The 24,241-nt window shown below is 51.0% G+C and carries 23 protein-coding genes and 2 pseudogenes; 16 read left to right on the forward strand and 9 right to left on the reverse strand.

Going from position 1 to position 24,241, the window contains the following annotated elements; translation table 11 throughout:
* The first annotated feature begins 2 nt into the window (after window positions 1-2).
* Window positions 3-437, forward strand: a complete 435-nt coding sequence (locus ACIQAL_RS26315; RefSeq protein ID WP_401150516.1) for a hypothetical protein — start codon at window positions 3-5, stop codon at window positions 435-437.
* Window positions 438-506: 69 nt separating this feature from the next.
* On the opposite strand, the gene ACIQAL_RS26320 is transcribed toward ACIQAL_RS26315, so the two are convergent.
* A complete protein-coding gene (locus ACIQAL_RS26320; RefSeq protein ID WP_401150518.1) occupies window positions 507-929 on the reverse strand; it encodes a resolvase in 423 nt (140 codons plus the stop codon).
* A 211-nt stretch (window positions 930-1,140) separates the two neighbouring features.
* Here ACIQAL_RS26320 and ACIQAL_RS26325 point away from each other — a divergent pair, with 211 nt between their 5' ends.
* From ACIQAL_RS26325 to ACIQAL_RS26345, 5 genes and pseudogenes are all read left to right on the forward strand, one after another.
* On the forward strand, window positions 1,141-1,572 hold the full coding sequence (locus ACIQAL_RS26325; RefSeq protein WP_401150520.1) for a hypothetical protein: 432 nt from the start codon (window positions 1,141-1,143) through the stop codon (window positions 1,570-1,572).
* Between the two features lie 67 nt (window positions 1,573-1,639).
* On the forward strand, window positions 1,640-2,407 hold the full coding sequence (locus ACIQAL_RS26330; RefSeq protein WP_401150522.1) for an SIR2 family NAD-dependent protein deacylase: 768 nt from the start codon (window positions 1,640-1,642) through the stop codon (window positions 2,405-2,407).
* A gap of 318 nt (window positions 2,408-2,725) precedes the next feature.
* Complete coding sequence (locus tag ACIQAL_RS26335; RefSeq protein WP_080052655.1) at window positions 2,726-2,992, forward strand: MbcA/ParS/Xre antitoxin family protein; 267 nt, start codon at window positions 2,726-2,728, stop codon at window positions 2,990-2,992.
* A 164-nt stretch (window positions 2,993-3,156) separates the two neighbouring features.
* Window positions 3,157-3,306, forward strand: a pseudogene (locus ACIQAL_RS26340) (DUF4113 domain-containing protein); the annotation flags it as partial.
* 853 nt (window positions 3,307-4,159) lie between these two features.
* A complete protein-coding gene (locus tag ACIQAL_RS26345; protein WP_401150524.1) occupies window positions 4,160-5,353 on the forward strand; it encodes a Fic family protein in 1,194 nt (397 codons plus the stop codon).
* 53 nt (window positions 5,354-5,406) lie between these two features.
* Here the strand turns inward: ACIQAL_RS26345 and ACIQAL_RS26350 are convergent.
* Window positions 5,407-5,773 (reverse strand): annotated as a pseudogene (locus tag ACIQAL_RS26350) (histone-like nucleoid-structuring protein, MvaT/MvaU family).
* A gap of 177 nt (window positions 5,774-5,950) precedes the next feature.
* Between ACIQAL_RS26350 and ACIQAL_RS26355 the strand changes: the two are divergent.
* The gene (locus ACIQAL_RS26355) at window positions 5,951-6,964 is read left to right on the forward strand and encodes a hypothetical protein (protein WP_401150525.1); all 1,014 of its coding nucleotides are present in this window, start codon (window positions 5,951-5,953) and stop codon (window positions 6,962-6,964) included.
* A 327-nt stretch (window positions 6,965-7,291) separates the two neighbouring features.
* On the opposite strand, the gene ACIQAL_RS26360 is transcribed toward ACIQAL_RS26355, so the two are convergent.
* Window positions 7,292-7,894, reverse strand: a complete 603-nt coding sequence (locus ACIQAL_RS26360) for a hypothetical protein (RefSeq protein WP_401150527.1) — start codon at window positions 7,892-7,894, stop codon at window positions 7,292-7,294.
* Between the two features lie 787 nt (window positions 7,895-8,681).
* Complete coding sequence (locus ACIQAL_RS26365) at window positions 8,682-8,870, reverse strand: AbrB/MazE/SpoVT family DNA-binding domain-containing protein (protein ID WP_401150529.1); 189 nt, start codon at window positions 8,868-8,870, stop codon at window positions 8,682-8,684.
* Between the two features lie 434 nt (window positions 8,871-9,304).
* Here ACIQAL_RS26365 and ACIQAL_RS26370 point away from each other — a divergent pair, with 434 nt between their 5' ends.
* On the forward strand, window positions 9,305-9,985 hold the full coding sequence (locus ACIQAL_RS26370; protein ID WP_401150530.1) for a hypothetical protein: 681 nt from the start codon (window positions 9,305-9,307) through the stop codon (window positions 9,983-9,985).
* A gap of 518 nt (window positions 9,986-10,503) precedes the next feature.
* On the forward strand, window positions 10,504-10,716 hold the full coding sequence (locus ACIQAL_RS26375; RefSeq protein ID WP_401150532.1) for an AbrB/MazE/SpoVT family DNA-binding domain-containing protein: 213 nt from the start codon (window positions 10,504-10,506) through the stop codon (window positions 10,714-10,716).
* A 485-nt stretch (window positions 10,717-11,201) separates the two neighbouring features.
* Here the strand turns inward: ACIQAL_RS26375 and drt3b are convergent, their stop codons facing one another.
* Together drt3b and drt3a are read right to left on the reverse strand one after the other, a co-directional pair.
* A complete protein-coding gene (gene drt3b / locus ACIQAL_RS26380) occupies window positions 11,202-13,220 on the reverse strand; it encodes an antiviral reverse transcriptase Drt3b (protein ID WP_401150533.1) in 2,019 nt (672 codons plus the stop codon).
* The gene (drt3a, locus tag ACIQAL_RS26385; protein WP_401150535.1) at window positions 13,217-14,494 is read right to left on the reverse strand and encodes an antiviral reverse transcriptase Drt3a; all 1,278 of its coding nucleotides are present in this window, start codon (window positions 14,492-14,494) and stop codon (window positions 13,217-13,219) included. The genes drt3b and drt3a overlap by 4 nt, the downstream gene beginning before the upstream one ends.
* Before the next feature lie 814 nt (window positions 14,495-15,308).
* On the opposite strand from drt3a, the gene ACIQAL_RS26390 reads away from it, so the two are divergent.
* From ACIQAL_RS26390 to ACIQAL_RS26400, 3 genes are all read left to right on the forward strand, one after another.
* On the forward strand, window positions 15,309-15,770 hold the full coding sequence (locus ACIQAL_RS26390; RefSeq protein WP_401150536.1) for a hypothetical protein: 462 nt from the start codon (window positions 15,309-15,311) through the stop codon (window positions 15,768-15,770).
* Window positions 15,771-15,824: 54 nt separating this feature from the next.
* Window positions 15,825-16,292, forward strand: coding sequence for a hypothetical protein (locus ACIQAL_RS26395; RefSeq protein ID WP_401150538.1), 468 nt, complete (start codon window positions 15,825-15,827; stop codon window positions 16,290-16,292).
* A 639-nt stretch (window positions 16,293-16,931) separates the two neighbouring features.
* Window positions 16,932-17,255, forward strand: a complete 324-nt coding sequence (locus ACIQAL_RS26400) for a DUF4823 domain-containing protein (protein WP_401150604.1) — start codon at window positions 16,932-16,934, stop codon at window positions 17,253-17,255.
* A gap of 672 nt (window positions 17,256-17,927) precedes the next feature.
* Here the strand turns inward: ACIQAL_RS26400 and ACIQAL_RS26405 are convergent.
* Together ACIQAL_RS26405 and ACIQAL_RS26410 are read right to left on the reverse strand one after the other, a co-directional pair.
* Entirely contained in the window at window positions 17,928-19,019 is a 1,092-nt protein-coding gene (locus ACIQAL_RS26405) for an endonuclease/exonuclease/phosphatase family protein (RefSeq protein WP_401150539.1), read from the reverse strand.
* A 9-nt stretch (window positions 19,020-19,028) separates the two neighbouring features.
* Window positions 19,029-19,691: a YciC family protein gene (locus ACIQAL_RS26410; protein ID WP_401150541.1), complete on the reverse strand. Its 663-nt coding sequence runs from the start codon at window positions 19,689-19,691 to the stop codon at window positions 19,029-19,031.
* 192 nt (window positions 19,692-19,883) lie between these two features.
* On the opposite strand from ACIQAL_RS26410, the gene ACIQAL_RS26415 reads away from it, so the two are divergent.
* The 4 genes from ACIQAL_RS26415 to yedA all read left to right on the forward strand — a co-directional run bounded on the left by ACIQAL_RS26415 (window position 19,884) and on the right by yedA (window position 23,167).
* Entirely contained in the window at window positions 19,884-20,690 is an 807-nt protein-coding gene (locus tag ACIQAL_RS26415) for a DUF2076 domain-containing protein (protein ID WP_401150542.1), read from the forward strand.
* Between the two features lie 186 nt (window positions 20,691-20,876).
* Complete coding sequence (locus ACIQAL_RS26420) at window positions 20,877-21,356, forward strand: NYN domain-containing protein (protein WP_166597513.1); 480 nt, start codon at window positions 20,877-20,879, stop codon at window positions 21,354-21,356.
* Between the two features lie 132 nt (window positions 21,357-21,488).
* Window positions 21,489-22,103: a PolC-type DNA polymerase III gene (locus ACIQAL_RS26425; RefSeq protein ID WP_401150543.1), complete on the forward strand. Its 615-nt coding sequence runs from the start codon at window positions 21,489-21,491 to the stop codon at window positions 22,101-22,103.
* Between the two features lie 155 nt (window positions 22,104-22,258).
* On the forward strand, window positions 22,259-23,167 hold the full coding sequence (yedA, locus tag ACIQAL_RS26430) for a drug/metabolite exporter YedA (protein WP_401150544.1): 909 nt from the start codon (window positions 22,259-22,261) through the stop codon (window positions 23,165-23,167).
* A gap of 30 nt (window positions 23,168-23,197) precedes the next feature.
* On the opposite strand, the gene ACIQAL_RS26435 is transcribed toward yedA, so the two are convergent.
* Window positions 23,198-24,139, reverse strand: a complete 942-nt coding sequence (locus ACIQAL_RS26435) for a glycosyltransferase (protein ID WP_401150545.1) — start codon at window positions 24,137-24,139, stop codon at window positions 23,198-23,200.
* Window positions 24,140-24,241 lie beyond the last annotated feature (102 nt).

Below are 24,241 nucleotides of genomic sequence, written 5' to 3' on the forward strand. Positions count from 1 at the left end.
TAGTGACAGATGTTATTAAAGGCAGTGGTGTTTCGGCTTGCGAAGAAGCATTGGAGCGCTTGATTACCGGGAAGCCTCATGTGGCTGCGCACGTAGGACTCGATCTTTCAAAGCTCACGGCTGGAGTCGTAAACCATGAAGCTGGCTTTGATCGTGGGTATCTGAAAAAGTCGCGGAAGCTTCACATGGCGTTGATTGCAAAGATTACCGCTGTTCGAGATGAAATAAAGAGAGGGGAAGTTGCTAACAACGCGCGGCATGAATTAATTAGATCGAATAAAAAGATTCATCGGCTGGAGGAGGAACTTCTGGTGGCTTGCAGAGAGCGAGACGCAGTTTTAACCCAGAATCTACAGCTATGGGAAAGAGTTCGGCAGCTGGAAGCAATTGATGTTGGGAGTAAATTATTACCTTTCAATGGGCGACCGCTGGGGTAATTTGGTGTGGATGGGTATTAGAAATTTTCCCAATGCAGTGACGTGGGGGGCGTTGGCCCACCAGGGCCCTTAGGAAGTCTTCCAATAACGATTCACCGTGGATTTGGATAGGCGCAGCTTTTTTGCAATTTCAGCTTGACTGAAGCCCAATGCGCGAAGGTTTGCTACCGCTGCCATGTTTTTTGCGTTCGCAGGTTTGCCAGGGGCTCTCGGGACCACCTTTCCATCAGCCATTTGAGAGAGGACCTGCACCATGCCTCCCTCGGTGGAAAATGCGGCAAGGGCTGCTGATGCGCGCTCGATAATTTTCTCAGGGGGCGCATCTTCTTTCAACGCAACGCAAATGGTCAGTAAGGCAACGAAGTCAAAATCTAAGGCTGTGGCCAGCCCTGCGAGCTTTCCGATGGAGATATTGACCTGAGCCTGCTCCAGAGAACTGATGCTACGACGCACAGTTACATCAGCGAGGTCCTCGTATGCGAGAGCTCTCATCCTTCGAATCGTCCTCACTACTGCTGCGATTTCGTGTGTGAGCACCCGACCTTCCTCAAAAACGAGGATAGAGCCACATTGCAGAGGTTCCGATAAACTCACTATAATGCGCTTATAGGGATTTTTAGGCGTTACAGATCGGTAAATTTGGAAAAGCTGACTGTCGGGCCGTTGTCCGGAGAAAGGCCATTAGTATTCATCAGGACGGATTATGTTCAGAACGATGCGTGAAGCGGAATTAATGCGAGGATTGATTCGCCCGACAGCCGGATTTCAGTTTTGGTCGCTCGTGGAGCTGGAAACCGTGTGGCCTTGGTTTCATGTAGAGACCATCGACTGCACCGGAGATTTTCATCACAAAAGCATTGTTTTGGCTCCTAACGTACAGCTTTTAACCGATTTGGTTAGCGCTGGAAGTCGAGATGGATGGGTTAACCAAGTCCAAGTGGTTACGCCAGGATCCATGAATGGTACGGGCTCATGGAAGATGGAAATACTTAAATCCCTCCACGAAGTGGTTGACAATAACGGAGAAGTATCGGGCCATGAGTATCTGGTTGTTCCAGGTAAAACTTATTCCACCGTTGTGAATAAAAAATTGCCTGCCTTTCGAAAGATTATATATGCCTCTGCCGACTATTGAGCTAGTACTGATATGGTATTTTGCAGTGTCGGAAACTAGTATCTTCAGATTAGTAGTTAGGTGAAAAATGAGTGTTGCAGGTGATCTTGCTAAGGCAGCACAATTTCTTCGGACAGCCCGGAGAATCGTTTTTTTTACAGGCGCCGGGATTTCGGCGGAAAGTGGGATACCAACTTTCCGCGACAAATGCACTGGTGACTGGGCTGCGTACGATCCTCAACGGTTGGAAACTGCTAACGCTTTTCGAGGTAACCCGGCATTGGTCTGGGGGTTCTATTTGTGGAGGAGATGTCAGACGAAAAATGCCCAACCAAATGCAGGTCATCTCGCTATCCAGCGGCTAGCGTCCAGCGGTCGAGAAGTCTCGGTGATTACTCAAAACATTGATGATTTGCACGAACGGGCTGGCTCACAGGACGTTGTGCATCTCCACGGTAGTCTCGAACACGCCAAATGCTTCGCCTGTAATAGACGGGCAAATCTTTCACCAGAGGAGCTTAGCGTTCCCGTTGAAGGTTTGGAAAAGGACCCTCCACGCTGCGAGCACTGTAACGGGCGACTTCGACCGGGAATCGTTTGGTTTAAGGAAGATTTACCCGCAGGTGTTTGGAAAGCGTCAATGCAGCTGATACGGGGTTGCGATGCGCTCGTATCAATAGGCACGTCTGGTGTTGTCACTCCGGCTGCAGATATCCCGGAAATCGCGCTCGCAGGTGGCGCAGTGGTCATCCACATCAACCTCGTAGATGTTTCACTGGGTGGGAACAATGAGCTAATGCTGATAGGTCGAGCAACCGAGGTGTTGGTTGCGCTCATCGAGGCAATTGACCAATAGCTTTTCCGGTACGGGTTATGAAATGCACCAGTGCGAGGCGGCGCCCAAGTGTTCGTAAGAAAACCTTCTAACACCGCGCCTGTCCTAGGCAACCTCTACCCGGTTGTGAGAATAACGTGCGTTTCCGGCTGTGCTTACCTCAGTGATAGTAAGAGAGACCACTAGGCGGCGTGTTGTCCGTTATGGATGATCGCAGCGTGAGTGGGCGCATCATTCCCACAGAAACCTCTTCTTTGCAGGACTTCATTCATACTCGACGACTATGATGAGGTGATGGTTTCAGCAAGTGGCATATCCAGGTATTTACGAGGGGGTGGGATGGATGACTCAAGAGCTCCAGCGTCCCGCGTCTCCGCTCCATTCGGATGTTGGAGCGGAGAATACAGAGGCTATCTCGTCAGGCGCGAGCTGATTCTTGAGATAGCTGAACGGGTACTCGGGACACATCGGTCGGCCGAATATTGGCTGGGCCTTGCTGCTTTTGGCTTGGGCGGTCAGGTGCCATGCGATTTACTACGCACGCAAGTCGGGTACATTTTGGTGAAGGAGCTTTTGGGACGAATCGAGTACGGAGTCTACACATAACTCCGTCACAGATATCCAAGGGATTGATGATCAGAGCTGCACTGTGGTTGCTGAGGTACTCGTCACCGGCGCCTCCCTGGAGGTCGACCTGGATCGGGGTGATATTGAGCGATTCGCGATCCCTGCACTTACCGGCCTGGCGTGTATCGCCCTACCGATATGGGCTACTCGATCAGATCAATAGCGGATGGGGGAGGGGGACGCTGCGCATGGCCAGCGTGCCTGCAGATCCAGATTGGGGAATGCGCAGGGAAATGATGAGCCGTCGTTTCACGACTCGGTTTGACCAGCTCTGGACGGCATCCAGTAACTGACTCAGGTCGGCTGGCCTTTCAGCTTCATTAGCCAACACCCACAAAAAAGCCCGCATCTGCGGGCTTTTTCGTGCCTGGAGACTGTAGAGCTAGGTGCCATCGATACTCAACCAACCCGGCGACGCGGAGCGATCTGTGAAACACGGGATGGGGTTACACCGTACTTGGTGGCAACGTCTTTCGATGGGACGCCGCTACGCACTTCAGCCTGGATAGCTTGGTTGCGAAGCGCGACAATCTGCTCTTCCAGCCTAGCGATATCCTGGGTGTGAGCGTCCAGCTTTTTGTCATGGCGCTCAACCTTGCGAGCAAGCTCTTGCTGTGCCTGGGTGATCGATTTTAACGCGTTTAGAATGTGTCTCTGTGGAGGCATGATAGGCTCACTTTTAGAGAGTTATTGGGATGAGGCAACCAGAGATTAAATTCATTTAATTTAATTTTCAACCGGATTTTTTCAAGGTTTTCAAAGGACATTCAGCCCCCGCCTCTGAATCTCTGGGAGCAGGTCTCCCTCCACGATCCGAAAGTGCTCGCGAGGGCATAGCTTTTGGAAGCTTGGTTTGATGCCAAAAAAATGCCCGTACGTGCTGCCCTCGCACTGCCAAGCGTTGAGCGGCCGGTTCAGCGCCGAAACGGTTCCTGATGAGATATCGACTGAGCAGTCCATACGGGTTCAAGGTTATATCTGAAATCGGATATAAAATCGGCAAAAAAATGCGGGTAAAATTAAGTAAATTTAACTTTTTGCCATGTAATACGGGGCTTTCAGAGGTTTTTGTTCATAATTAAATGTGCTTAATTTGACTCGAAGGACTATCATATTGACCAACCACCGTCGCCAAGACACGCATTGATGAATCTGATCACCAACAAGGCCTGGGTGAATCCAGTCCTCACTGACAAGCTCCCGCAGTCCATGCTGGACAAGGCAGAGAAGCTACCCGCCAAAACCGCATTTCTTGCCGGTCGACTCGCACCGGAAACCGCGCAAAGGCTTGGGCGGCTGTTGCGAATCACCAATACCTACTATTCGAACCTCATCGAGGGGCAATACACCGAACCTGCAGCAATGCAGCAGGCCCTAAATGCGCCCAAGAAAGACCGTAAGCAGCTCAATGATTTGGCGGTCAAACATATGGATGTCCAGGTACTTTTCGAGAGAGCGCTTCGCCTATACCCGAAAGACTTCAAGGCAATGTTTTCGCCTGCTTTATTGAAGACGGTGCACTACCAGCTGTTTCACGGAGCAGACGAAGAAAGCTTGCGTCTCGCAGACGGTCGACTGTTGGTGCCAGGATCTTTGCGTAGCAATCCAGACGAGGAGGTGACTGTCGGTAACCACTTGGCACCTGCAGCTGCCGTAGTGCTTCCCATGCTTGAGCAATTGCAGTGGGGCTACGGAAGCATCCAAGATCCTCGCCGGCGTATCATCGCGGTATTGGCCAACCATCATCGAATGGCTTTCGTTCACCCATTCTTGGACGGGAATGGGCGAGTTGCCCGTATGGTTACTCACCTGCAGCTCACGCAGCTGGGGTTACAACCACACCTGTGGTCTCTTTCCCGAGGCCTCGGCAGAAGACACAAGGATTACTACGGCTATTTGGCGAACGCAGATCGTCCGCGAGAGAGTGATCTTGATGGCCGAGGAAGCTTGTCAGAGAAGCATTACTTCGCCTTCATAGAATTCATGCTTGATATCTGTCACGACCAGGTCGATTACATGATCGCAGCACTTGATCGGGACAAAATGCGAACCAGGGTGATCCGTGCCTTCAGGACGAAAGAGCGCATTTTGGATGCCGGTGTGCAATCTGATACTGCGGCGGCAGTGCTCGCTCTGCTGATGCAGGGAGCGCTACCTCGTTCAGAATTCAAAATGTTTACTGGGCTATCTGGGCGAGCGGCATCGGACGAGCTCACACGGTTGATCAAGCTAGGGATCGTGGTGAGTCCTACGCCAAAGTCGCGGATTGTCGAGCCTGGTCTACCCGCTTGGTTTGCCCAGGATATTTTTCCAGACCTGCACGTACGGCTTCAGGGCTGAGCACCGCAGAAACCTACGACAAGGGCCGTGAGGCCCTCATCAAAGAGTAACTCTTAGGCTACCCAAGATTCAACAGTGTCCAAGCCGTGTTCGCTCTTCCATTCCTTGAGTTGCTTATGGTTACCGCCTTAAATTTCAATTACTTCCCCAGTATGAGGGTTCTTGTAAACCTTGACAGTGCGTGCATAACGAGGTGCCTTGGCCGGGGCTGCAGAAAGTTGCCTTACGAGTAGCCGACGCTGGATCAAGAATAGCGATTACATCGCGAAGACTGCGATTGTATTCGCCCAGAAGTGCGCGCAACTTCCCTTAAAATTCAATTTCCTTTTGCAGGTCATCATCACCCTTGAGAGCCTCCAAGGCTTTTAGTTGCTCCGCGAGTTGTTGCTCCAGCTGGCGAAACTCGGCTAACTTGGACATTGCGTTACTCCGTTATGCGTTACTCCGTTAATAGTGTTTTTTAGAATTGTAAGTAGGGTCTTTATAAAAAACAACAAAAGCAGACATTGACCACGTAAAAATGCGGTCAACCCCTTCCCAACCGCGCTAGAACCCTTCAAAATCACCGGCCCCTACTACCCTAGCTCAAGGACGTGCATGCAGACGATCATCATTCGGTATCTCGAGTCGGTCGTCGATGGCGAGGGGAAAATTTCCCATGTTCTTGTTGGAGCGGAAAGCTATGAGGGAATCAAGGAGGCTTTGATCCCCGCGATGCCACGCCCAAAACCTGGGAAAGTGCCTCACCCAGTGTTTCTGACCAAATGTTTCGCAGATATCGATCACCATGTTTGGCGCTTGGAAAATGTCACTGCCGAACTGACTGATGGCCAGCCCCCTGCCGTTTATCACGTATACATAAAACGGCATGATATTTCTAAAGAAGAGTTTCTCTATCAGACTCTCAAAAAGAACCCGGCGACAACCATCTCCAAACTTTTGAGGCAAGGCACCCTCGTTGAAGTGGATTATGGGTTTGTTCAACAGACAGCTCGCTCCACTGCAGAACTGAAAACTAACAAGCGCTACATGGACACGCTTCTCGATGCCGAAATGCACAAGCGTAGGCTTGCGGTCGTTGTGAAAGTGATCTCCAAAAATCTTATCCAGGTGGCCCCGATCACCTCACAGTCAGCAGCTGATGGTGACCGCACCATTTTCAAGCTGGAGCAGGACACCCTGGACAAGATGCCAAGGTACAAGCACAGCGGCAAAGACAGCCATGTCATTTGCAGCATGCTGGAAAGCGTGTCGATCCAAAGGGTGCTGCCACCAACGAGCTATTTCAAGAACACAACCGGTCGTAACCCAAACTACGGCGTTGCTCTCAGTCGTGGTGAGATCCGGACATTGAAAGAATCACTTGTTCACGCTGTCGGGGCATCCGACTACGTTCCTTTCAATGAGGTGGTCCTGGAGCGCAAATCCGTCCAAGAGCGTGATGCGAGCATTGTCCAGCTCAATGAGCAGCTTGCGGCCGCTCAGGCAAAGGTTGATGAGCTCATGGCTATCGAGCGAATGGCAAAGCGATGGACAGAGGAAATGGGTAGGAATTTTGCTGAAGAGGTTGAATTTCAGCATGACCTGGATCGCGAAGATGGTCTTAAGTGACCCTAGTTCCGATCTCCTCCTAAGCGGAAGCTGTGGCTTGAAAGGCCCGGTTTCTAAGGCCTAAGCGTTTCAATGCAAGCTATATGGCTTGACATAGTTATCTTGCTCTGTAGAATTGGCTGCACATGGTCGGGCAAAGAGAGCAGGACTCTACCTCGGCGACACGGCTAAAACCGTCTCCTGTGAAAGTAAAGTGTCAAAGAAACCGCCCCTTAAAGGCGGTTTTTTTGTGCCCAAAAATTTGGCCCACGCAGCAGGTTTTCAGCCTCTCACGGTAGTGCAGCATCCATTCACCAGATGCCAAGACCTATCCGACGCCAGAGTGCTTTACCACCTAATCGTAATCTCAATCTGATCGATTGAAACCCCGAACTTCCGGGCTAGGCCTATCTTGGCCTCGTCTACCGTCAGGGCCTTGGGCTCTTCGTAACCGACATTATTTCCGGCAGATGGAGATGAGACCTCAGCGGCAACGTAATCATCACCGGGCATCTCCGCTGGTTCGATGTCACCAAAATTGATCTGAGCTCCAAGCCTCGTCCAACTCAGGCTCTCCTCGAGATCTTCAAAGGTGTGTATCCCAAAATCTCGCAGGTGCTTGTAGGCCACCGGATTCCGGTTCCCATCCCAAGCATCCGGAAAACTGAGCTCAGCGTACTCAGAGATCTTGATGATTGCTCGATCTGCGCTGCCATTCTCCGTCGACTTCTCGATTCGACTGATTTTCGCGATCAGGAATGCCGACTGATGATCAGCCGTGGCTTGGCCCCAAGTCTCGTTCCTGTTCTGGACACAGACCAGGAACTTGCGTTTCGAGGCCCGTGACATATCGATGCGCCACGCCTGGCTGCCACCCTCTCTCAAGATCCTGTCCTTCCCCCGACACGTGTAGACAACGACACATCCGATTTCGCCTACGTCTTCAATCATGGAAACTCTCCTTGGTTTATGCAACAAAGACTACCAGAAACTATGGAGAGTTCAACGAGTCTTTCTTCAGTGTCTGTCTAGAGATCGGTTTTATCCCCTCACAAAGCTTTGTATCTTCGAAATTACTAGCTCGCGTCATGCACAAACCACCCCTAGGAAGAGCCATGGCTTCGCCTGGGAGCGTTTACGACAAAGCCCCTAGATCCATGCGGCAAATCGTTTTTGATGCTAGAAATAGCCGTAGAGGGCTTCAAAATAAATCGAAAGGCTTCGATGGTTCTGGCAGGTGGGAGTCATGCCGAGAGTTTTTGGTGCAGCCCGGCAAAAAGACGCGCATCCAGCAGCGCGTGGTGGGGTCAATCAGGAATTGTTAGGTCGCCAATGTCATTGGCTTCGAGGTGCTTGAAGATCTGGATCAAATCCAGAGGCTGCTGTGCGACCTAACTGGGCCATTCGTTTTTTACACAAGCCAGTTGGCAGAAGAATCCCCAGTCCCAGGAAGGGGCATCCGAACAAACCACTAGCGGTGGCTCCAAGCCGGCCAGAAACGCTCTAAGGGACTTCTGAGCCTCCATGAGCGACAAGCCATGACTTGCGAGATCGAATTGGGGCAGAACGTTCTCAATTACGAAGTCGCTGCAGTCCTTGACCTGGCAGGTATCCGGGAGCTCCACATAGAGCTCCTCACCTGTCTCGGCTACGAGCGCTAACGAAATGAGCTTGGTGCTTTGATTCAGCTGGGTGAATTCGCAGTCCAGGGAAAGCTTCATCACATCATCTCTGGGAGTCAGATATTTGGTTTCGTGTCTCGGATGGGCTTCAGCACTATCGATCCGTGGATCTGCTCGATACTCAAGGAGTCGCCCAGGCCGACGTTCAATGCCGCGAGCACTTCAGGTGATAGATCAATGATGACGTCTTCGCTGCCATCGCCTAGATCCTGGCATATCACTGTTGTTCGGAAGAAATCGTTCATCGGAGGTTTGCTCCTCTCATAAATTGATGACGCAAGCAGGGATTCTATGCTGCTGCACCGAGGCCTGACAGCTGCCGATTGATGCCTTTCAAACGCAAAATGCGTGAGCATTCTGTGCCTTTTGCCAGCTCCTCGAGCCCCTCTCTTAAGAATCACACCCGCAGCACGGGAGTACACGAGACCGGGAGACCATCGAGCACGGAGTACACGGAAATATAGAATGGCCTAATGATTTCGGGAGGATTACCTCTAAAAACTCGTCTAAATAGCCGTCCTTCACAAGCGTGTAAATCGTCATATAGACCAATTTCACTTATACAAAATGCACGTCTAAGTGACGTGAAATTGCGCTGAAAAATGCTAAATGACGGGTGGCATTTTGATTCTTTCTGGAGGATATTTCACTCCATCAACGAATCAAGACCGAGGACGGCATGATGAACGTAAAGCAGAGCAAGGCAAGGTCAATGAAGATGGCCGAGAAGGCCGCTGCAGTGATGGATGTGCAGTTTCCGAATTTCCCTGAAGCATGGCTCTGGATCCGCAAGGTAAACCATGGTTACAGCACCATTCCCCGGACGCTCCCTATCGCGATGCAGGCCTTGAATGAAATCAAAGGCCACCCAGCGGGGCACACGCTCATGTGTCTCTGGGCTCGTGCACCGGATCACCCTCTCGTAGTCATCGAGAGCCAAGCCACGTTTGCAGGTGAGGCCGGGTTTACTGGTGCACGGATGGTGGATACCTGGCGCAGGAGGATGAAGATCTTGAAGAAGTACGACTTCATCTACACCAAAAAGGGCACCTCGGGGGAGTTCCACTACGTGCTTCTTTTGAACCCGAACGCAGCCATCGAAAAAATGTGGACTCAAAATCTCATTTCCGACGATCTGTATGCGCGGTTCATTGAGCGCCTGGCTGACATAGGCGGCAGTAACGACCTGGTTCGGATTCGAGAGTATTGGGAGCAGCAGCGAATCGCTGAAGAAGAAAAAGCGAAGGCAGAAGCGGAAGCCAAAAAGACCGCCGACGCCGAAGCGGAAAAGAGCACTGAAGCCCCAGAGCCAAAGGCTAAAGCTCCAAGGAGGAAGAGGGTAGCACCTGTACCGAAATGATCAGTCACCAGACAAAGCCTTAGGAAGAAGGAGTCACCATGTTGAAGATTATTGCCGAGCTGTTCATTGATGTATTGGTGCAAGTTGTAGCTTCCATCGTGCTGCAATTGATGGACAAGATCACACCGACGCCATGGTTCTAGATCGTATGCTGAAGGCATTCGATCTAGACCTTCAACGCGTTACTCGCGAGCACTACATCACGGGTAAGGCTGCGATCAATTTCCCGGACAGAGAGATTACAACAGGAGGGTGGCATTACCTGTCGTACTTTGGTCGAGAACCCAAGGCGGGATAAGCCACTGCATGCGCGAACTTCTCAAGTGCATGGAGCTGCGCGCAGACCTTGAACCATGGCTGACCAGAATTGGTTGGTACCGAGGGCCAGCAGCGACTCGGCCGGAAGGATGCTACGCCGGTGACTGGTTCGGGTTCGTCAGACGCTGGAAGGAAACGCTCCAACTTCTGGAGGATATGCAGCAGGAGATTGAGCAGTTGAGCGATAGTGAGGGGCGACCATGAACGAGTCTGAAGTTTTGAAACCTGCTGAACAGATTATCTTCCGTTGCCAGGATCCTGGGGATGGCAGTGGCGATCTCATGATCGAGATTCCACAGGTGGTGCTGGATACGATGGGCGTTGGTGTTGGTGATGAATTGACCATCGAAGCGGAGGGTGATGTGATTACCCTGAGACCGATCTGGCCAATAATCTCAAGCTCTGATTCGTGATCGTTCTTGGGTTTAGGTGTGAATACGTTGTCGATGCGTCAATGCTGATGCTTGTCGGTGGTAATGCGCCCGCTATCCCATTACTGGTCGAACCATCCACTCTTACTCTGTAAGGGCCGCCCGAGCCTGGGACAGTCGGCTCGGGCCATCGCAAAATCAGCGGCTGTACTAGGGCTGTTACGCTGACGATTAGCTGAAGTTCAACGCGCGTAGGGATCAAGCGCATCACTTGCTGGGGTATCTCGGGCTGCGGGTATAGCAGCACGCGGCGGCGTGGGACGCGCAGTAGCCAAGTCGGAAGGAGGAGTCGATTAGGGGCTTCAGCATCAGGTGTGTGAGGCAAGTCTTGACGAGCTATACCTCTCAACTTTCTAGCCCTCCTCAGCCTTGCGAGCAAAGGGTTGATAAAAAGCGAAAATGTAACGGGCCGAAGCCCAGTACCGCAGCAATCTCAGCCCCTAACGACGCGTGTATTTTTTATCAGGTTAGTAGATGGGTTTCAACTCTTTTCGTTCGAGAAGCCGCACCAAATTTAGGTTCTTCCATTTTACGAACCAAAATTTATCCTCCAACGTAGTCACCATGTTGACTACCTCTTCGTTTGAGAATTGCCTTGCCGGCTCGTATACGGCTAAATAATCCTTGATTAAGATATGTCGATTTTCTGCTGATATATAAGGACAGCATATTAGATCGAGAAAGATGTGAGCCTGTTCTGAGTTTTGCTGCAAATTAGGTTTGGTAGTGAGTCTGGCCAATGCAATTTGTAAAAGGCTTGATCTGGCGGAGAGATACTGGGGGTGATCTTTGAAATAGTATATAAGGGATACAATATCAAAGTAAGTGACGTTTGCTTCGTCTGATTCCAGATAAGAAAACACACTGGGCGAAATCAAGTGATTTTTACCGAATTCACTAGTTGCCAGTAGTATGTTGAGTCTTTCGAGAGAGAGATACCCATTACGCGTGTCGTTTTTTTGCCTGTTGAATTTCAGTGAGTTTACGTGCGTCATGATCTCGGTACGATAAAATTCTGAATGCAATGGCATAGTGCTTAGGATGAATTGATCGGTGAGTATCAGTGTTTTTGAAATTTTATTGGATGACGAAATTGCAGGTGCTACGCTGTAGAAAAAAAATACCAATCTAATGATGATCAGTAACGCTCCTCGAAGAGTCAAATCCTTATCCGAGCTATGCGGAGCGTTATATTTGTGACTTGAAATGAGGTTTTCAGCACGCTTGCAAAGCATGGATACTATGTAGGCGGCAACGTCTGAATAACCTCTCTCACTCCCCCAAATTAGCGATTTTATATTGTTGATGAAGTTTTGAGTGAATCTCGTAGGACTGTATATGTTATTCGGGAAGAATCGTTGTTGGCCATCGATGTTTTTCTTTGATAAAAGAACTCCCTCAAACGATTCCAGGCAATGCTTTACGCCTAGGATAGCTTTAGATTTGTCAGTGCAAAATGGACGAGTATACTTGACCTGCTTGGACGTACTCAGGTTGAGATTGTACTCGCCAATGACGTCGGCAATTACTTTAGATATGATTTCCGAGTTTTCATCAGAGTGGGAAAATATTAAGTAATCATCCACATACCTGAGAATCACATAATCATCGTTCAATTTGAGTTTTTTTGACTCCAGCGAAGAAACAACTTTTAGGTCAGTATCCTGGAAGATTATCTCGGCAAAAATCCTGCTCACCTCTGACCCTACTGGTATACCATTAGTTTCATTGTTATTACTGCGCTGAATTAGAGTGTCAAACTTTTGGCAGAATTGACTGGTATAGCTAGTATGTAGTTTGACAAACTCCTTGTTTTTAATGGCCCATGAAATCGTATGCGTGTAAATGCTTTGAAAGCAATTGGCTACATCAATAGTCCACATCGATGCGAATCTTTGCTCAAGGTTCACGTATCGAGGTGAGTTGTATAGTTTGTAGAGTCGGTCATACCCGCTATAAGCAAAGTAAGATGAAGCATGGCGGCGCTTAAGTTCTGACTCAAGAGTGTCTATGTCAATATCTTTATATCTGTTTGTTGTATCGATTTCCTTTGTGTAAAAAGAACCGCCGATTTTAGCGGGGCAACGTATGGATAATGGACTTTTTGAACAAAGCTGGATAATCACACTGCTATGATCCCTGTAGAATTCGCAGTGATTTTTTTGTGATCGAGGGTGTATGAGTGATAAAGTCCTAAGACTGTGCTCGTTTTTTATAATTTTATATTTTAATGGGTGAGACTGTTTGTTTTGGCGCTGATTTGCCTCATCAGAACCATGTTTTTCATTGTCAATAGGGCTGACGACGTTAGTATAGAGCGAGCGAAGAATATCAAACCCTTGGTTTTTGTTTCCATTGGCTCTGTGGCAGTTTATATACAGCCCGTCATTAGAGAAAATGATCGGGACATCTGACGGCGCTGTATCAGTCAAAGCCGCTCTGAAATAATCTTTTTTATCTATTTTGGTATTTTTTTTGTGCTTCATGACCAAATTCTCGTGATTTCTTTCAGACGATTTGGACTAAACTTTCTATGGGCTCGCTTCCCAAAGCCGCTACGGAATGTGAGTTTCAGCAGTATTGATTTTTGTTCCTGCGTTATTTTTTGTGAGAAAGTCTTGCCGAGCCGGCCGGTTGTATTACAGAGTGCTTGCTCCAAGAAAACATCTAAAGTTTTCAGGCTCGCAGATTTAGGGTCTATTGAAGCGTAGCTGTAATATATTCCGGTGGAGATTTTTTTGTTTCCATCCTTATCTTTAAGCTCTCTATTGCTAGTTAAAAATCTAATTCTGTCGTGAAGTAAATTAAAATCATAATTTTTAGAATAGCTATAAAGCGCTTTGCTAATTTTTTCTTTAATAGTTCTTATTTTTTTATCGTCAATATCAATAACTACTTTTCGGTAAATAGAGCCGGCCGTGCTTTCGTTCTCCACATTGTTCTTTTTTGGTAAAGGCGTGTCGTAGACACTATATGAGTATCCCAAAAATCCAAACTTAAGAACCTGCTTGCCATCGGGATTTGCTGCGCCGGCTTTTTTTCTTTTTGAAACTGTGTGAATCTTGGTTTTGTCAGGGTTGTAGCTAAGCGGGGGAGGTAAAATGTCGCAAAGCCACTGATAAAACCCTTGCTGGTCTTCAGATGACGAAGTGATTACAATGATATCATCTACAAATCTGCTGAAATAGAAAACCTCTTCGTGGTCTTTAAGCTTTCTATCAAAGTCGCTCAATAACAACTCTGCTAGCGCCGAGCTGGTTTCTACTCCCCTAGGCACGCCCGAGCCATAACACGCCTTGAACCCTTGTAATGCGTGCCTTACCACGTTTTTTGTGTGTGGGGATAATAGTTGATTGCATTCTAATTCTCTGATCGCAGTGGTTGCCGAAATATTTTCAAAAAAAGATTTTATGTCTAGCCGATAGACTCTGTACGGTGTTCCGTCCCTAAGATACGCAGGTATCTCTCTAGAAATGGCCTGTCTGTTACTCATCTTTATACGAAAAGCATTATGGATGTTAATGTTGCATTTGCGTAGGACTAATTTGCTTGCTAGATTCCCGGCTGTATAACCAGTTTTATTTCCAATCTTGATTTTTTTTATTAAGATTTTGTCTTCATCTGTGCACCGGCAAAGCTGGAGTGCATGCTCTATGACTGCCTTTCTGAAGTCATCCTCAGACAATCTTTTTTCTTCATAAAAATCAGCATCCGATAAACATCTAGCTAATCCGGAAAAGCTGAACGCTTGGTTGGCCACCGCGTATCCCCCTGCTAAAGCTATGTTGGATATAATGGAGGTGTTCTTAAGCGCGTATTTATCCGCGCCAATGTATTTATTAAAAATGCGCCGAGTATCTGAAGTGTGAAGTTAGTAATTGTGGTTTTCTTCTTAAAAAGAATTGATACGTATTGTTCTCTGCGTCCAGCTGTGTATTGGATACGCGATGACGGCTGGAGGTGTTCTTCTGGGCGTCTAGGTTGATGCCACACCTTTTTTTGAGCAAAACGTCAGTGGTCATATAATGGACAGTTCCTTTGCCAAGTGAGATGCAGATAGCATGCTCAACATAACTTATTTGCTTCGATTTGTTAATCACCTAAGGCAGGATTACGCCGTTTTTATGGATTTTACCGCTGCCTGGAGTTCCGTGGCGCTTGGGAGGGCTCATCAGAGAGCACTGGCTCCATTGCAATCTCGCGTCTGCTTAAGATTGTTCACGTGCCGTCACGTCCGATCTCTGTTGTCAGCTATTGTGGCTCAGTGCCCAGTGGGGCATTCTCGTCTCTGGCTCGATTGTGGGGCTGTCCCGCCCGGGCTGCTTGAGTATTCCTACAACGACAGTCTCGATCCCGATGCTGATTGGATCAGGAAGCTTTTGCCTGGTTTGGAATGGCTATTCCACTAATTATTCCGGTGCTCTTCCCTTCCTCGACAGGAATGCCACTTCCACTCGCGAGAATCTTAAGGTAGCAGGAAGTAAATATGTGCAATGCGTACAAATAATCGATAAACTCGCTCGCTAGATTATTTTGTAAGTTTTCATTATCCATTCGCCAGAAGTTTTGAATTTATGCCGGATATTTACCGAGTTGTTACAAATTATCAAAAGCCGTTTCATACAATAAACACTGTGGGAGAGCAAGCGCTGCGATGCAAGAAAATTGATCTGTATCGTAGCATTATAACTGTTGGCAATCCCTCATTTATGTCACTCCAAGCTATTAAGAGCTACGGATTTACTAGGGTGCTTTATGAGTCAATCATAAAAAAAGTAGCAGTTGTTGCAAGTAACATTCAATCGGACTTAAAAGGGATTAGGCGACACCCTGTATTTGATAGTCTTGTTTCTGATGAAAAAAGAATAATTAGTTATAATTTGGGAATGGCTTTTGCTAAATTGTATTCGGAAAAGCTTTTGAATATCCCAAATCTGCATCACGTGGAGTCTCTAAAGAAGCAAGATGCAATAACTTTCGCACCGCAGGTTAGTCGCGCGCGATCAAAAGAGCCCGACCTTGTAGGGCAAACCTAAGATGCGAAGTGGCATGTATTCGAGGCTAAAGGGCTATCTTCGTCAGCGTCTCATTTGAACAGTAAAATTGCTGAAGCAAAGCAACAGGTGCGACAGGTGGAGAAAATACATGGCTTGCAGCCGGCGACGGGTACCGCTTGTGCTACTTATATTGGTTCGGATCGGATACTTACATACCTAGATGATCCTTCAGGCGATGACGGGAAACACATGGATATTGATAATAAAAAATTTTTCGACGCCTATTATGCTCCGTTCTTGCTTGCTGGTAAGTATCTCGACCGTAATTCTAAGCGGGAAAAAATAGATGGCTTGGATGTTGAGTTTTATGATCTGGTAGAGGGTGGCAGAAAGTTGAGTATAGGCCTTGATCGAGAGATTTTAGAATTGATCAAAAGTAATAGATATAGTTTTTCTGGCGATACACTCGCACGTTTGAAGAGCTATTCTTTTCTTGGGGATCGAGACGGGCGGTATTCTGTTGGACTTGATGGCTTTGTGGTCAGCTATACTGATCACTGATGTATACGCAATTCCTTTATTTCTCAGCTGATGACAAAAGCTGTAACCGAAGCGGTTAATCGCATTTCTGGGCTCGGCTTCGACTACAGCATGGCAGACGCTTCTCCTGGATCTGCTTCAGTTTGATGAGTTTATAGGCGATCTATTCGCTCATTCGCAGCCCCTGCAGCTGACAAAGTGATGGGGGTTCTGGATGAGATCAATGGCCGCAGGGGGGGAGGCGTTTTTCGTTTAGCTAGTGTGCCTGCTGCACCAAAGTGGGCGAATGAGCAGATGCTACACGACCAAGATCGAACAGCGTTGGACGGTCAGGACGAAGTGACGGGAAACGGAAAGAGCGGCGGATGCTGTGTGCCCTGAGTAAAAAGCTTGGAGCTTCTGGTAGTAGGCAGAATTGCGAATGGCGTAAAGTCACGGCTCAGAAACGTTGGTCTTTTAACAAGGATGTATCGATGCGCTTTTTGTTCCTCTAGGTTTTATCCTCGCGCTGGTCGGATGTGCCGACTCTCACAACTGGACTCCGCAGCAGAATGGCTCAGCGCGCATTGCGGCAAGCGACCGTATTCTGATTTCGACGTCACTAGATAGTGAGTACGAACTCACGTCTACAACGGCTCAGGGAGAAATACTGCTAAAATCATCTACAACGCCACCAGTGCCAAATCACGATTGGTGCGAATCGGCGGCGTGGCGGAAAACTTCGAGGATGCCGTCTCCCAGGCTCAGCGTACTGACCAAGACATTATATTCCCGACAATACTGCACTGGGAACACCGAGCCACCGAGTGGTCAATGATCCCGGACAAGGTTGAAGTCAAAGTGGACGTGGTCAATGTGCGAACTGGTGATGTGACCAGCTCTGGAATCATCAAGGGCAGCAGCGGGCTGGCCACTTGGGGCGGCGATCATCCACAGGACTTGCTTCCAGAGCCTGTAGCTGAATTCGTCTCTTCACTGTTCTGAGACGTATTGTTCAGCTCGATGGGGCGACGAACCGCACGCAATTTTTTCCGGTCGTTGCCGATAGGGATGCAGGGCAAATCAAGGAGAGAAGAATGCCGTTTACAGATCATCGCGTCGCCAATTCGCTGGATATCTTCATCAGCCGCAGTGTAGTCCCGTCGAAATTGAGGCTACATCGCCCAACACAGCCAAATTTTCTCTTCACGAACGCTACCTAAGGTCCGAGACGCTCGGGAGGTTTTTCCGAGCTGAACTCTATAGTGTCAATGGTGGGGCTGAAGCGAGCGTGCGTCTAACGGATAGAGTGTCAATGTCTGCCGTAGTCGACCTACAGATAGTCAATCTTTAGCAATAGCATTGACAGTCAATGCTGGTTTCGCCTGGGCTGGCTGAAGCCTATATTTTCCGGGGGTCATACGTTGTCAATCCATCAGGTAGATAGGTGATACGAAATATTACTGGCCAGACAATCCGTTGATTGCCGAGCCGACCGCGCGGATCAAGCCGAGGAAGTAAGCCCAGATCCATTGCCGGATGAAGGTCCACCCTGTAGGCGCGAATTCATTCGCGAGGCGTCGGCATGACCGACAGAGCGGTGGCGGCTTTACCGGCCTCTCGTCGGAATGCCGCCCAGAATGAATTCGCTCCTACAGATGTGAGCTTCATTCAGGCTTATTCCTTGGCCGGCAACAAAAACCGCCCAATCACCGGCAAATGATCCGAAATCAGCAACGTATCTTCCTGCCGAACCTGCGCGTCGATCCGCTTCAGCGCCGGGCTGTAAAACAGATAATCGAGCGTGCGATCCGGCCCGTTCACTCGTGGGTCGTTGGGGAAGCGCGTGTACCACTTTCGCGGACTCTCACCGTTGACGTCGTCGTTGCTGGGGATCATTGGGTATTTTTCCCACAGCGCATGCAGCTGACTCTCAGGCGCGTATTGTTCGCGTTGTTCGGCGGGCAACCGCTCATACTGTCCTTGTGGCAGCAGATTGAAGTCGCCACCGGTGATCCACAGCGTCCCGTTGGCTTCGAGCGTGTCCAGCCGTTGCGTCGTTGCAGCCACCTGTCTTTGAACGGTGTCGTCGCCGGGTTTGAAATCCCCCAAATGCGTGTTCACCACCGCCAGTTGCCCACCATCGCGAAGCGGCAGAAAACTCACCAGCAAAGCGCGCTTGGGTTCAAATAGGCGACCCAGCCAGTTGCCACTTGGTAAGGGCAATTGCAGGCGTTCGGCCGTGTCCAGTCGATAGCGACTCAATGTCGCCAGCTTGGTGCCGACGCTGCCGTAGATATGCGGGTTAGGCACGAAATCCGATTTCCAGTAAAACGCCTCGGTGCTGCACGGGTACAGATCTGTCACCCGCTCCTGCAACAGTGCCAGTTGATTGGTGTAGTCGGTGTTTTTGGCGCCGTCATCGACCTCCTGCAACAGCACGATGTCCGGCTGCTCGTCGCGAATGACCCGCGCCACTTCATCCAGGTTGTAAGCAATGTCTTCGGGAGTCGGGCGTTCATCAGGGCCGCTGCCGTCGGAGAGGTCGTACCAGAACACATAGCGTTTGCCCGCGAGGTACTGAATATTCCACGTCATGACTTTCAGCGTCTGACCGGGGACGAGGATGGGAGGCCTGGCGTCCTTGGCGTTGCAGGTGACCGGCATCTGCTCATGTCGGGCGGGGTGCCAGGTCACGTCGTAGATCAGGCCCGCCGCCAGAACGACCAACAGCGCAAAGGCGATGAGGTAGCGCAATGAACGTTGCATCGGCGCTCCTCAGGCCGGTCGGACGGGTTCGTCGATCAGCATGAACAGACGGAACATCACCACGCTAATGAACAGCTGCAAGAAACTGGAAGTGCTGTCCACTGCCAACGACAGCAGCGGGCTTTGCTGATCGGGCAGCACGTACAGGCTCAGGCCTTCGAGCACCGACAGCGGAATGTAAACGAACAGCACGCACGCCAGAATCCGTACCAGATGCCCGCGGGTCATCTTGAAGCTTTCGCGCATCGCGTCCAGCGGCCCCAACCCACGCAGCACCAGCAGGTACTCCGAGAACACCAGCTTGATCATCACCCACACGCCGGGAACGATGAACAGCGACAGACCGGCCATGATCAGCAGCGTACTCAAAGCGGTCAGGACCGCGAAGGTCGGCCAAAGGCGCAACGTGGCGGCCAGCAGGTCGCGCTTGGCGGGCGTTTCGCCACGGGTCTTGGCGGCGAGGAACAGAATCAGCGCGCCGGTGTAGAGCGGGTAAAACAAAAGTCCGATCAGCAATTGCCAGCTCGCAGAACCGTCCGGCCCCACAGCGCTGGCGAGCAGTTGCTTGGTCAGGGCTTCGAGAATTACCAGTGGCAGGCACAGCGTCACGATGGTCGCGAAATGGCGGCGGAAAAAGTAAAGCGAGTCTTGAATGATCGTCAGCGGATTCATGAATGGGTCACAGGAAAAACCAGGCGGACACTTTAACGTATGAGCGGTCTTACGGGCCAATAAGGCAGGTCTGACCCGCTTCTTAACTTTTTCTACACTCTATTGAAACGCCCTTGAAACGCCCCATTACTGTTTGTGTCTGACCATTGTGGTCACGTCACAGAATTCTTACGGCAATCTAACGAGGTCGCCATGAACAGCGAAGAGCAAACCCTGATCGACGGCTTGTTTACCAAACTCAAACAAGCGGAAACCGAGTCGGCCCCCCGAGACGCCCAGGCCGAGGCGCTGATCAAGGATCACCTGACACGGCAGCCTGGCGCCCCGTATTACATGGCGCAGGCGATTCTGGTTCAGGAAGTCGCTATCAAACAGCTGGAAGCCCAAAGCCGTCAGCGCGACGAGCAGATCCAACAGCTCCAGGCTGAGCTTCAACGCGCCAAAGCCCAGACACAAGCCGCGCCGGCCCAGAGCAGCGGCGGTTTCCTGTCGAGCATCTTTGGCGGCGGCTCCCGCGATCCGCAGCCACAGCAGCCGGCGTCGTCCTTCTCGCGCCCATCGAGCCCTCCACCGTCATCGGGCAGCGGCTGGCGCGACGGTCCCGCCAGCCCACCTCCATATAACCCGCCTCCACAAGGCAACTACGCGCAGCCTCCACAACAGGCGCCCGCAGCCCCCATTGGCAGTGGCTTTCTCGGCGGTGCGTTGAAAACTGCAGCCGGTGTGGCCGGTGGCGTGATGCTCGCTGAAGGCATCAGCAGCCTGTTCCACCACAACAGCCAGCCCCAGGAAATCGTCGAAATCATCGAACAACAGCCGGCGCAACCGGCTGCCGATCATGATCTCGGCAATGGAAACAGCGGCTGGGGCGACGACCAGCAGCGCGTGACCAGCAACGATGGCTGGGGTAATGACTCCGGTGGTTTCGCGGACACTGACTACAGCAATGATGACAGTGGTGGTTTCTTTGGTGGTGATGACGACGATTCTTACGTCTGAGGACTCATCCGTAACCGCATGTAGCCTTTCCGGCTGCATGCGGTTCCTTGTTTGATTGTTCGCAGAACATTCACGCCTCGCCCCTCAACCGGCACACAGACCTTCAATCCCCTTCTCAAACTGGCATACTGAGCGCCGATCCGGCGTTCGGGTCGAAGTCGCTTGTCAGCGCATCGAGGAGTTCCGGTGAGAAGAATCGCGGTGTTTGCCGACGTACAGAACCTGTATTACACCGTGCGTCAGGCTCATGGTTGTCACTTCAACTATGCCGCCTTGTGGGCGGACATCAGTCAGCGTGGGCAGATCGTCGAGGCATACGCTTACGCCATTGATCGCGGCGACGCCAAACAACAGCAATTCCAGCAGATCCTTCGCAACCTCGGTTTCACCGTCAAACTCAAGCCCTACATCCAGCGCAGCGACGGCTCGGCCAAAGGCGACTGGGACGTGGGCATCACCATCGACATCATGGACGTTGCTCCCAATGTCGACGAAGTCGTGCTGGCGTCGGGCGATGGCGACTTTGATCTGCTGCTCGAACGCATCATCAGCAAACACGGGGTCGAGGCGGTGGCCTACGGCGTACCGGGCCTGACCGCGAATTCACTGATCCGTGCCGCCAGCCGATATGTGCCGATTGAAGGCGGGTTGTTGCTTAAAAGCTGAGGACTGTAGGAGTGAGCTTGCTCGCGATTTCGGTCTGCCTGATACCACAGTGTTGAATAATCTGCCGTCATCGCGAGCAAGCTCACTCCTACAGGTGAACTGCGTCAAAACGTAAAATTTAAAGGTTTTTCCATGCAAGAACGCATCGCCGTCATCGACTTCGAAACCACCGGCATTTCTCCCAACAGCAATTGTCGGGCGACCGAGATTGCCGTGGTCATCATGGAAGAGGGCGTCATCGTCGAGCGTTATCAGAGCCTGATGAACGCTGGCGTGCGTATACCGTCGTTCATCGAATCGCTCACCGGCATCAGCAACAGCATGCTCCGTACCGCGCCCCCGGCCGAGCGAGTCATGAACGAAGTGGCAGAGTTCGTCGGGCTGACGCCGCTGGTCGCGCATAACGCCGCGTTCGACCAGAAATTCTGGGACTACGAACTGTCCCGCATCAAACGTAACCGCGAGCAAAGCTTTGCTTGCTCCATGCTGTTGGCGCGACGTCTACTGCCTGCCGCGCCGAATCACAAACTCGGTACGTTGACGTCCTGGGCGGGGCTGCCAAACACCGGCAAGGCTCACCGGGCCATGGCCGATGCCGAGATGGCGGCCAACCTCACGGCGCACCTGAGTCGGGAACTGCGCACCACTCACGGTCTGGCCGGGGTTTCCCACAAGTTAATGTGCACGTTGCAGAAGGTCCCCGCGAAAAAAATCGCTGAGGCAATCAGCAAGCATCGTGGGTTCTGAGGGTTGATCAGATCTGGCTGAAAAAGTGTATGGGTCGAAAAGTCTTCAGTTGTTACTGATTCTGTCAGATCAATGTTCCTACAATAGCGCTCCAAAAAATCCGAGTGACTGTCTTCCCCGCAGGACCAACACTCAGAATAAAAGTCGAGCCTTTCATGCCTGCTTCCCGCCGCTTTCCCTTGCTGCTCATCGGGGCCTTCTTCGCGCTTTACGTGATCTGGGGCTCGACCTATCTCGCTATCCGTATCGGCATTGAAACCTGGCCACCCTTGATGATGGCAGGGGTTCGCTTCACTATTGCTGGCTCGATTCTGTTCGCGTTCATGCGCCTGCGCGGCGCGCCGATGCCCACGTGGAAGCAATGGAAAGCCGCGGGCATGATTGGTTTTCTGCTGCTTGCGTGTGGCAACGGCGCCGTGACCCTGGCCGAACATGCGGGGGTTGCGTCGGGGGTGGCGGCGCTGGCGGTCGCCGTTGTACCGCTGTTTACCCTGTTGTTCGGGCTGATCTGGGGGCATCGCAACACCCGGCTGGAGTGGGCGGGCATCGTGCTCGGGCTGATCGGTATCGCACTGCTCAACCTCGGCTCCAACCTGCAAGCCAGCCCCATGGGCGCGGCATTGGTCATTTTCGCGGCAGCCACATGGTCATTCGGCTCCGTGTGGAGCCGCTACCTGCCACTCCCCGCTGGCCCCATGGCCAGCGCCTGCGAAATGCTCGTCGCCGGAGCCATGATGCTGATTGGCAGCTACGTCAGCGGCGAACGAATGACCCAATCCCCCGGCCTGTCCGGCTGGCTGGTCATGGCCTATCTGGTGGTCTTCGGCTCCATCGTCGCGTTCAGTTCGTACATGTACCTTCTGAAAAACGTCCGCCCCGCTGCCGCGACGAGCTACGCCTACGTCAACCCGGCCGTCGCCGTCATGCTGGGCGTCCTGTTCGCCGACGAACACATCGGCCCGGCAGAATCCGCAGCCATGGCCGTGATCATCAGCGCCGTGGTGCTGATCGGCTTGCCGCAGTGGCGCAAGCAGAGTCCGGTTCCGGTGCAGACAAATTCGTAAACGACGCACTGTGGGCGGAAAAAAACTTTGTCAGCGCTTTCGGCTTCGCCTCGTGAGAATTTCGAGCCAGCAAATGATGGCGAATCCGATTTTGTCTCTTAGCCTCCGCCTACACTGACCTGCATTAAGCGATAAAAGCATAAGCTGCCACTTTGAATACACGTTGCTGGTGTTAATCAAAGGGTTTGAGGGGACGCCCAATAGCTGAGAGATCAGTCGAACCTGTCCGAACCACCACCCATCTTGGATCCGTCGATACCGTTCGATTAGCCGCCGGATGCCCTTGTTGGCCCCAAGAAGGTTGTGGTCATGCTGCCTATAGTCCATTGAGGGCTCAGAATCGATGTACCACCTATACCCATTTCTTCTAGCGAATGCATAGCAGTACCAATCGTGAAGAGTTACCTGCGACACCGTCTGCCATTGCTTCGAGACTGAGGTTTTGAGGTCGCACGCAAGGTGCCTGGTAAAAACGTAAGTGCACCCGGGGCCGGCGGCTTCGAAGAAAAAATCCCATTCCACTTGCGTCTGGGCCTTATCGATCAGGCTTCTGCGTCCAGTAGGCCAGAACGCAAGGACGTTGCTTGAATAGCCTGCTGCGTTTTCCCTCTTCAGCGCTTGCACCGCACGGATGAGTTTGTCGGAGTACCAAATATCGTCCTGATCCGCGAACGCGATGTAATCATAGTCACGCAAATTCACATCGCGTATGAGTCGAAAGAAGTTCTGAGATGCGCCGCCGGAGGGTGGGACCTGAGGAAGAATAACAACGTTGGGATGCGCCGCTGCCAAATCATTACACCAAACTTCTGTGCCGTCGTCTGACGGATCGATACTGATATAGAGAGTGACCTCAATATCGATTTGTCGAAGGATAGAGTTGATTTGCTCTTCTATCCATAGAATTCCATTGAAGGCTGCCAGTAAGACGGCAGCCTTCTCTTTGGAGGCTATTGAACCTGGATTTTGCATGGCGGTAGTGGGTCCAGATAGGCATCAGGGACTTTTCTGCAGACGAGCGAATGCCGTTCCAATATTTGGAATGTGAAAAAAAAGCCACTGATGTACTTGTTA

It is taken from the genome of Pseudomonas sp. NPDC088368, from assembly GCF_044753445.1.
GTDB lineage: Bacteria > Pseudomonadota > Gammaproteobacteria > Pseudomonadales > Pseudomonadaceae > Aquipseudomonas > Aquipseudomonas bambusae.

Bases quoted from the DNA above. Each gene is read 5' to 3' on its own strand.
- ACIQAL_RS26320 (WP_401150518.1), bottom strand. From the start codon at position 929: ATGAGAGCTCTCGCATACGAGGACCTCGCTGATGTAACTGTGCGTCGT.
- ACIQAL_RS26325 (WP_401150520.1), top strand. From the start codon at position 1,141: ATGTTCAGAACGATGCGTGAAGCGGAATTAATGCGAGGATTGATTCGC.
- ACIQAL_RS26330 (WP_401150522.1), top strand. From the start codon at position 1,640: ATGAGTGTTGCAGGTGATCTTGCTAAGGCAGCACAATTTCTTCGGACA.
- ACIQAL_RS26335 (WP_080052655.1), top strand. From the start codon at position 2,726: ATGGATGACTCAAGAGCTCCAGCGTCCCGCGTCTCCGCTCCATTCGGA.
- ACIQAL_RS26345 (WP_401150524.1), top strand. From the start codon at position 4,160: ATGAATCTGATCACCAACAAGGCCTGGGTGAATCCAGTCCTCACTGAC.
- ACIQAL_RS26355 (WP_401150525.1), top strand. From the start codon at position 5,951: ATGCAGACGATCATCATTCGGTATCTCGAGTCGGTCGTCGATGGCGAG.
- ACIQAL_RS26360 (WP_401150527.1), bottom strand. From the start codon at position 7,894: ATGATTGAAGACGTAGGCGAAATCGGATGTGTCGTTGTCTACACGTGT.
- ACIQAL_RS26365 (WP_401150529.1), bottom strand. From the start codon at position 8,870: ATGAACGATTTCTTCCGAACAACAGTGATATGCCAGGATCTAGGCGAT.
- ACIQAL_RS26370 (WP_401150530.1), top strand. From the start codon at position 9,305: ATGATGAACGTAAAGCAGAGCAAGGCAAGGTCAATGAAGATGGCCGAG.
- ACIQAL_RS26375 (WP_401150532.1), top strand. From the start codon at position 10,504: ATGAACGAGTCTGAAGTTTTGAAACCTGCTGAACAGATTATCTTCCGT.
- drt3b (WP_401150533.1), bottom strand. From the start codon at position 13,220: ATGAAGCACAAAAAAAATACCAAAATAGATAAAAAAGATTATTTCAGA.
- ACIQAL_RS26390 (WP_401150536.1), top strand. From the start codon at position 15,309: ATGCCGGATATTTACCGAGTTGTTACAAATTATCAAAAGCCGTTTCAT.
- ACIQAL_RS26405 (WP_401150539.1), bottom strand. From the start codon at position 19,019: ATGCAACGTTCATTGCGCTACCTCATCGCCTTTGCGCTGTTGGTCGTT.
- ACIQAL_RS26410 (WP_401150541.1), bottom strand. From the start codon at position 19,691: ATGAATCCGCTGACGATCATTCAAGACTCGCTTTACTTTTTCCGCCGC.
- ACIQAL_RS26415 (WP_401150542.1), top strand. From the start codon at position 19,884: ATGAACAGCGAAGAGCAAACCCTGATCGACGGCTTGTTTACCAAACTC.
- ACIQAL_RS26425 (WP_401150543.1), top strand. From the start codon at position 21,489: ATGCAAGAACGCATCGCCGTCATCGACTTCGAAACCACCGGCATTTCT.
- yedA (WP_401150544.1), top strand. From the start codon at position 22,259: ATGCCTGCTTCCCGCCGCTTTCCCTTGCTGCTCATCGGGGCCTTCTTC.
- ACIQAL_RS26435 (WP_401150545.1), bottom strand. From the start codon at position 24,139: ATGCAAAATCCAGGTTCAATAGCCTCCAAAGAGAAGGCTGCCGTCTTA.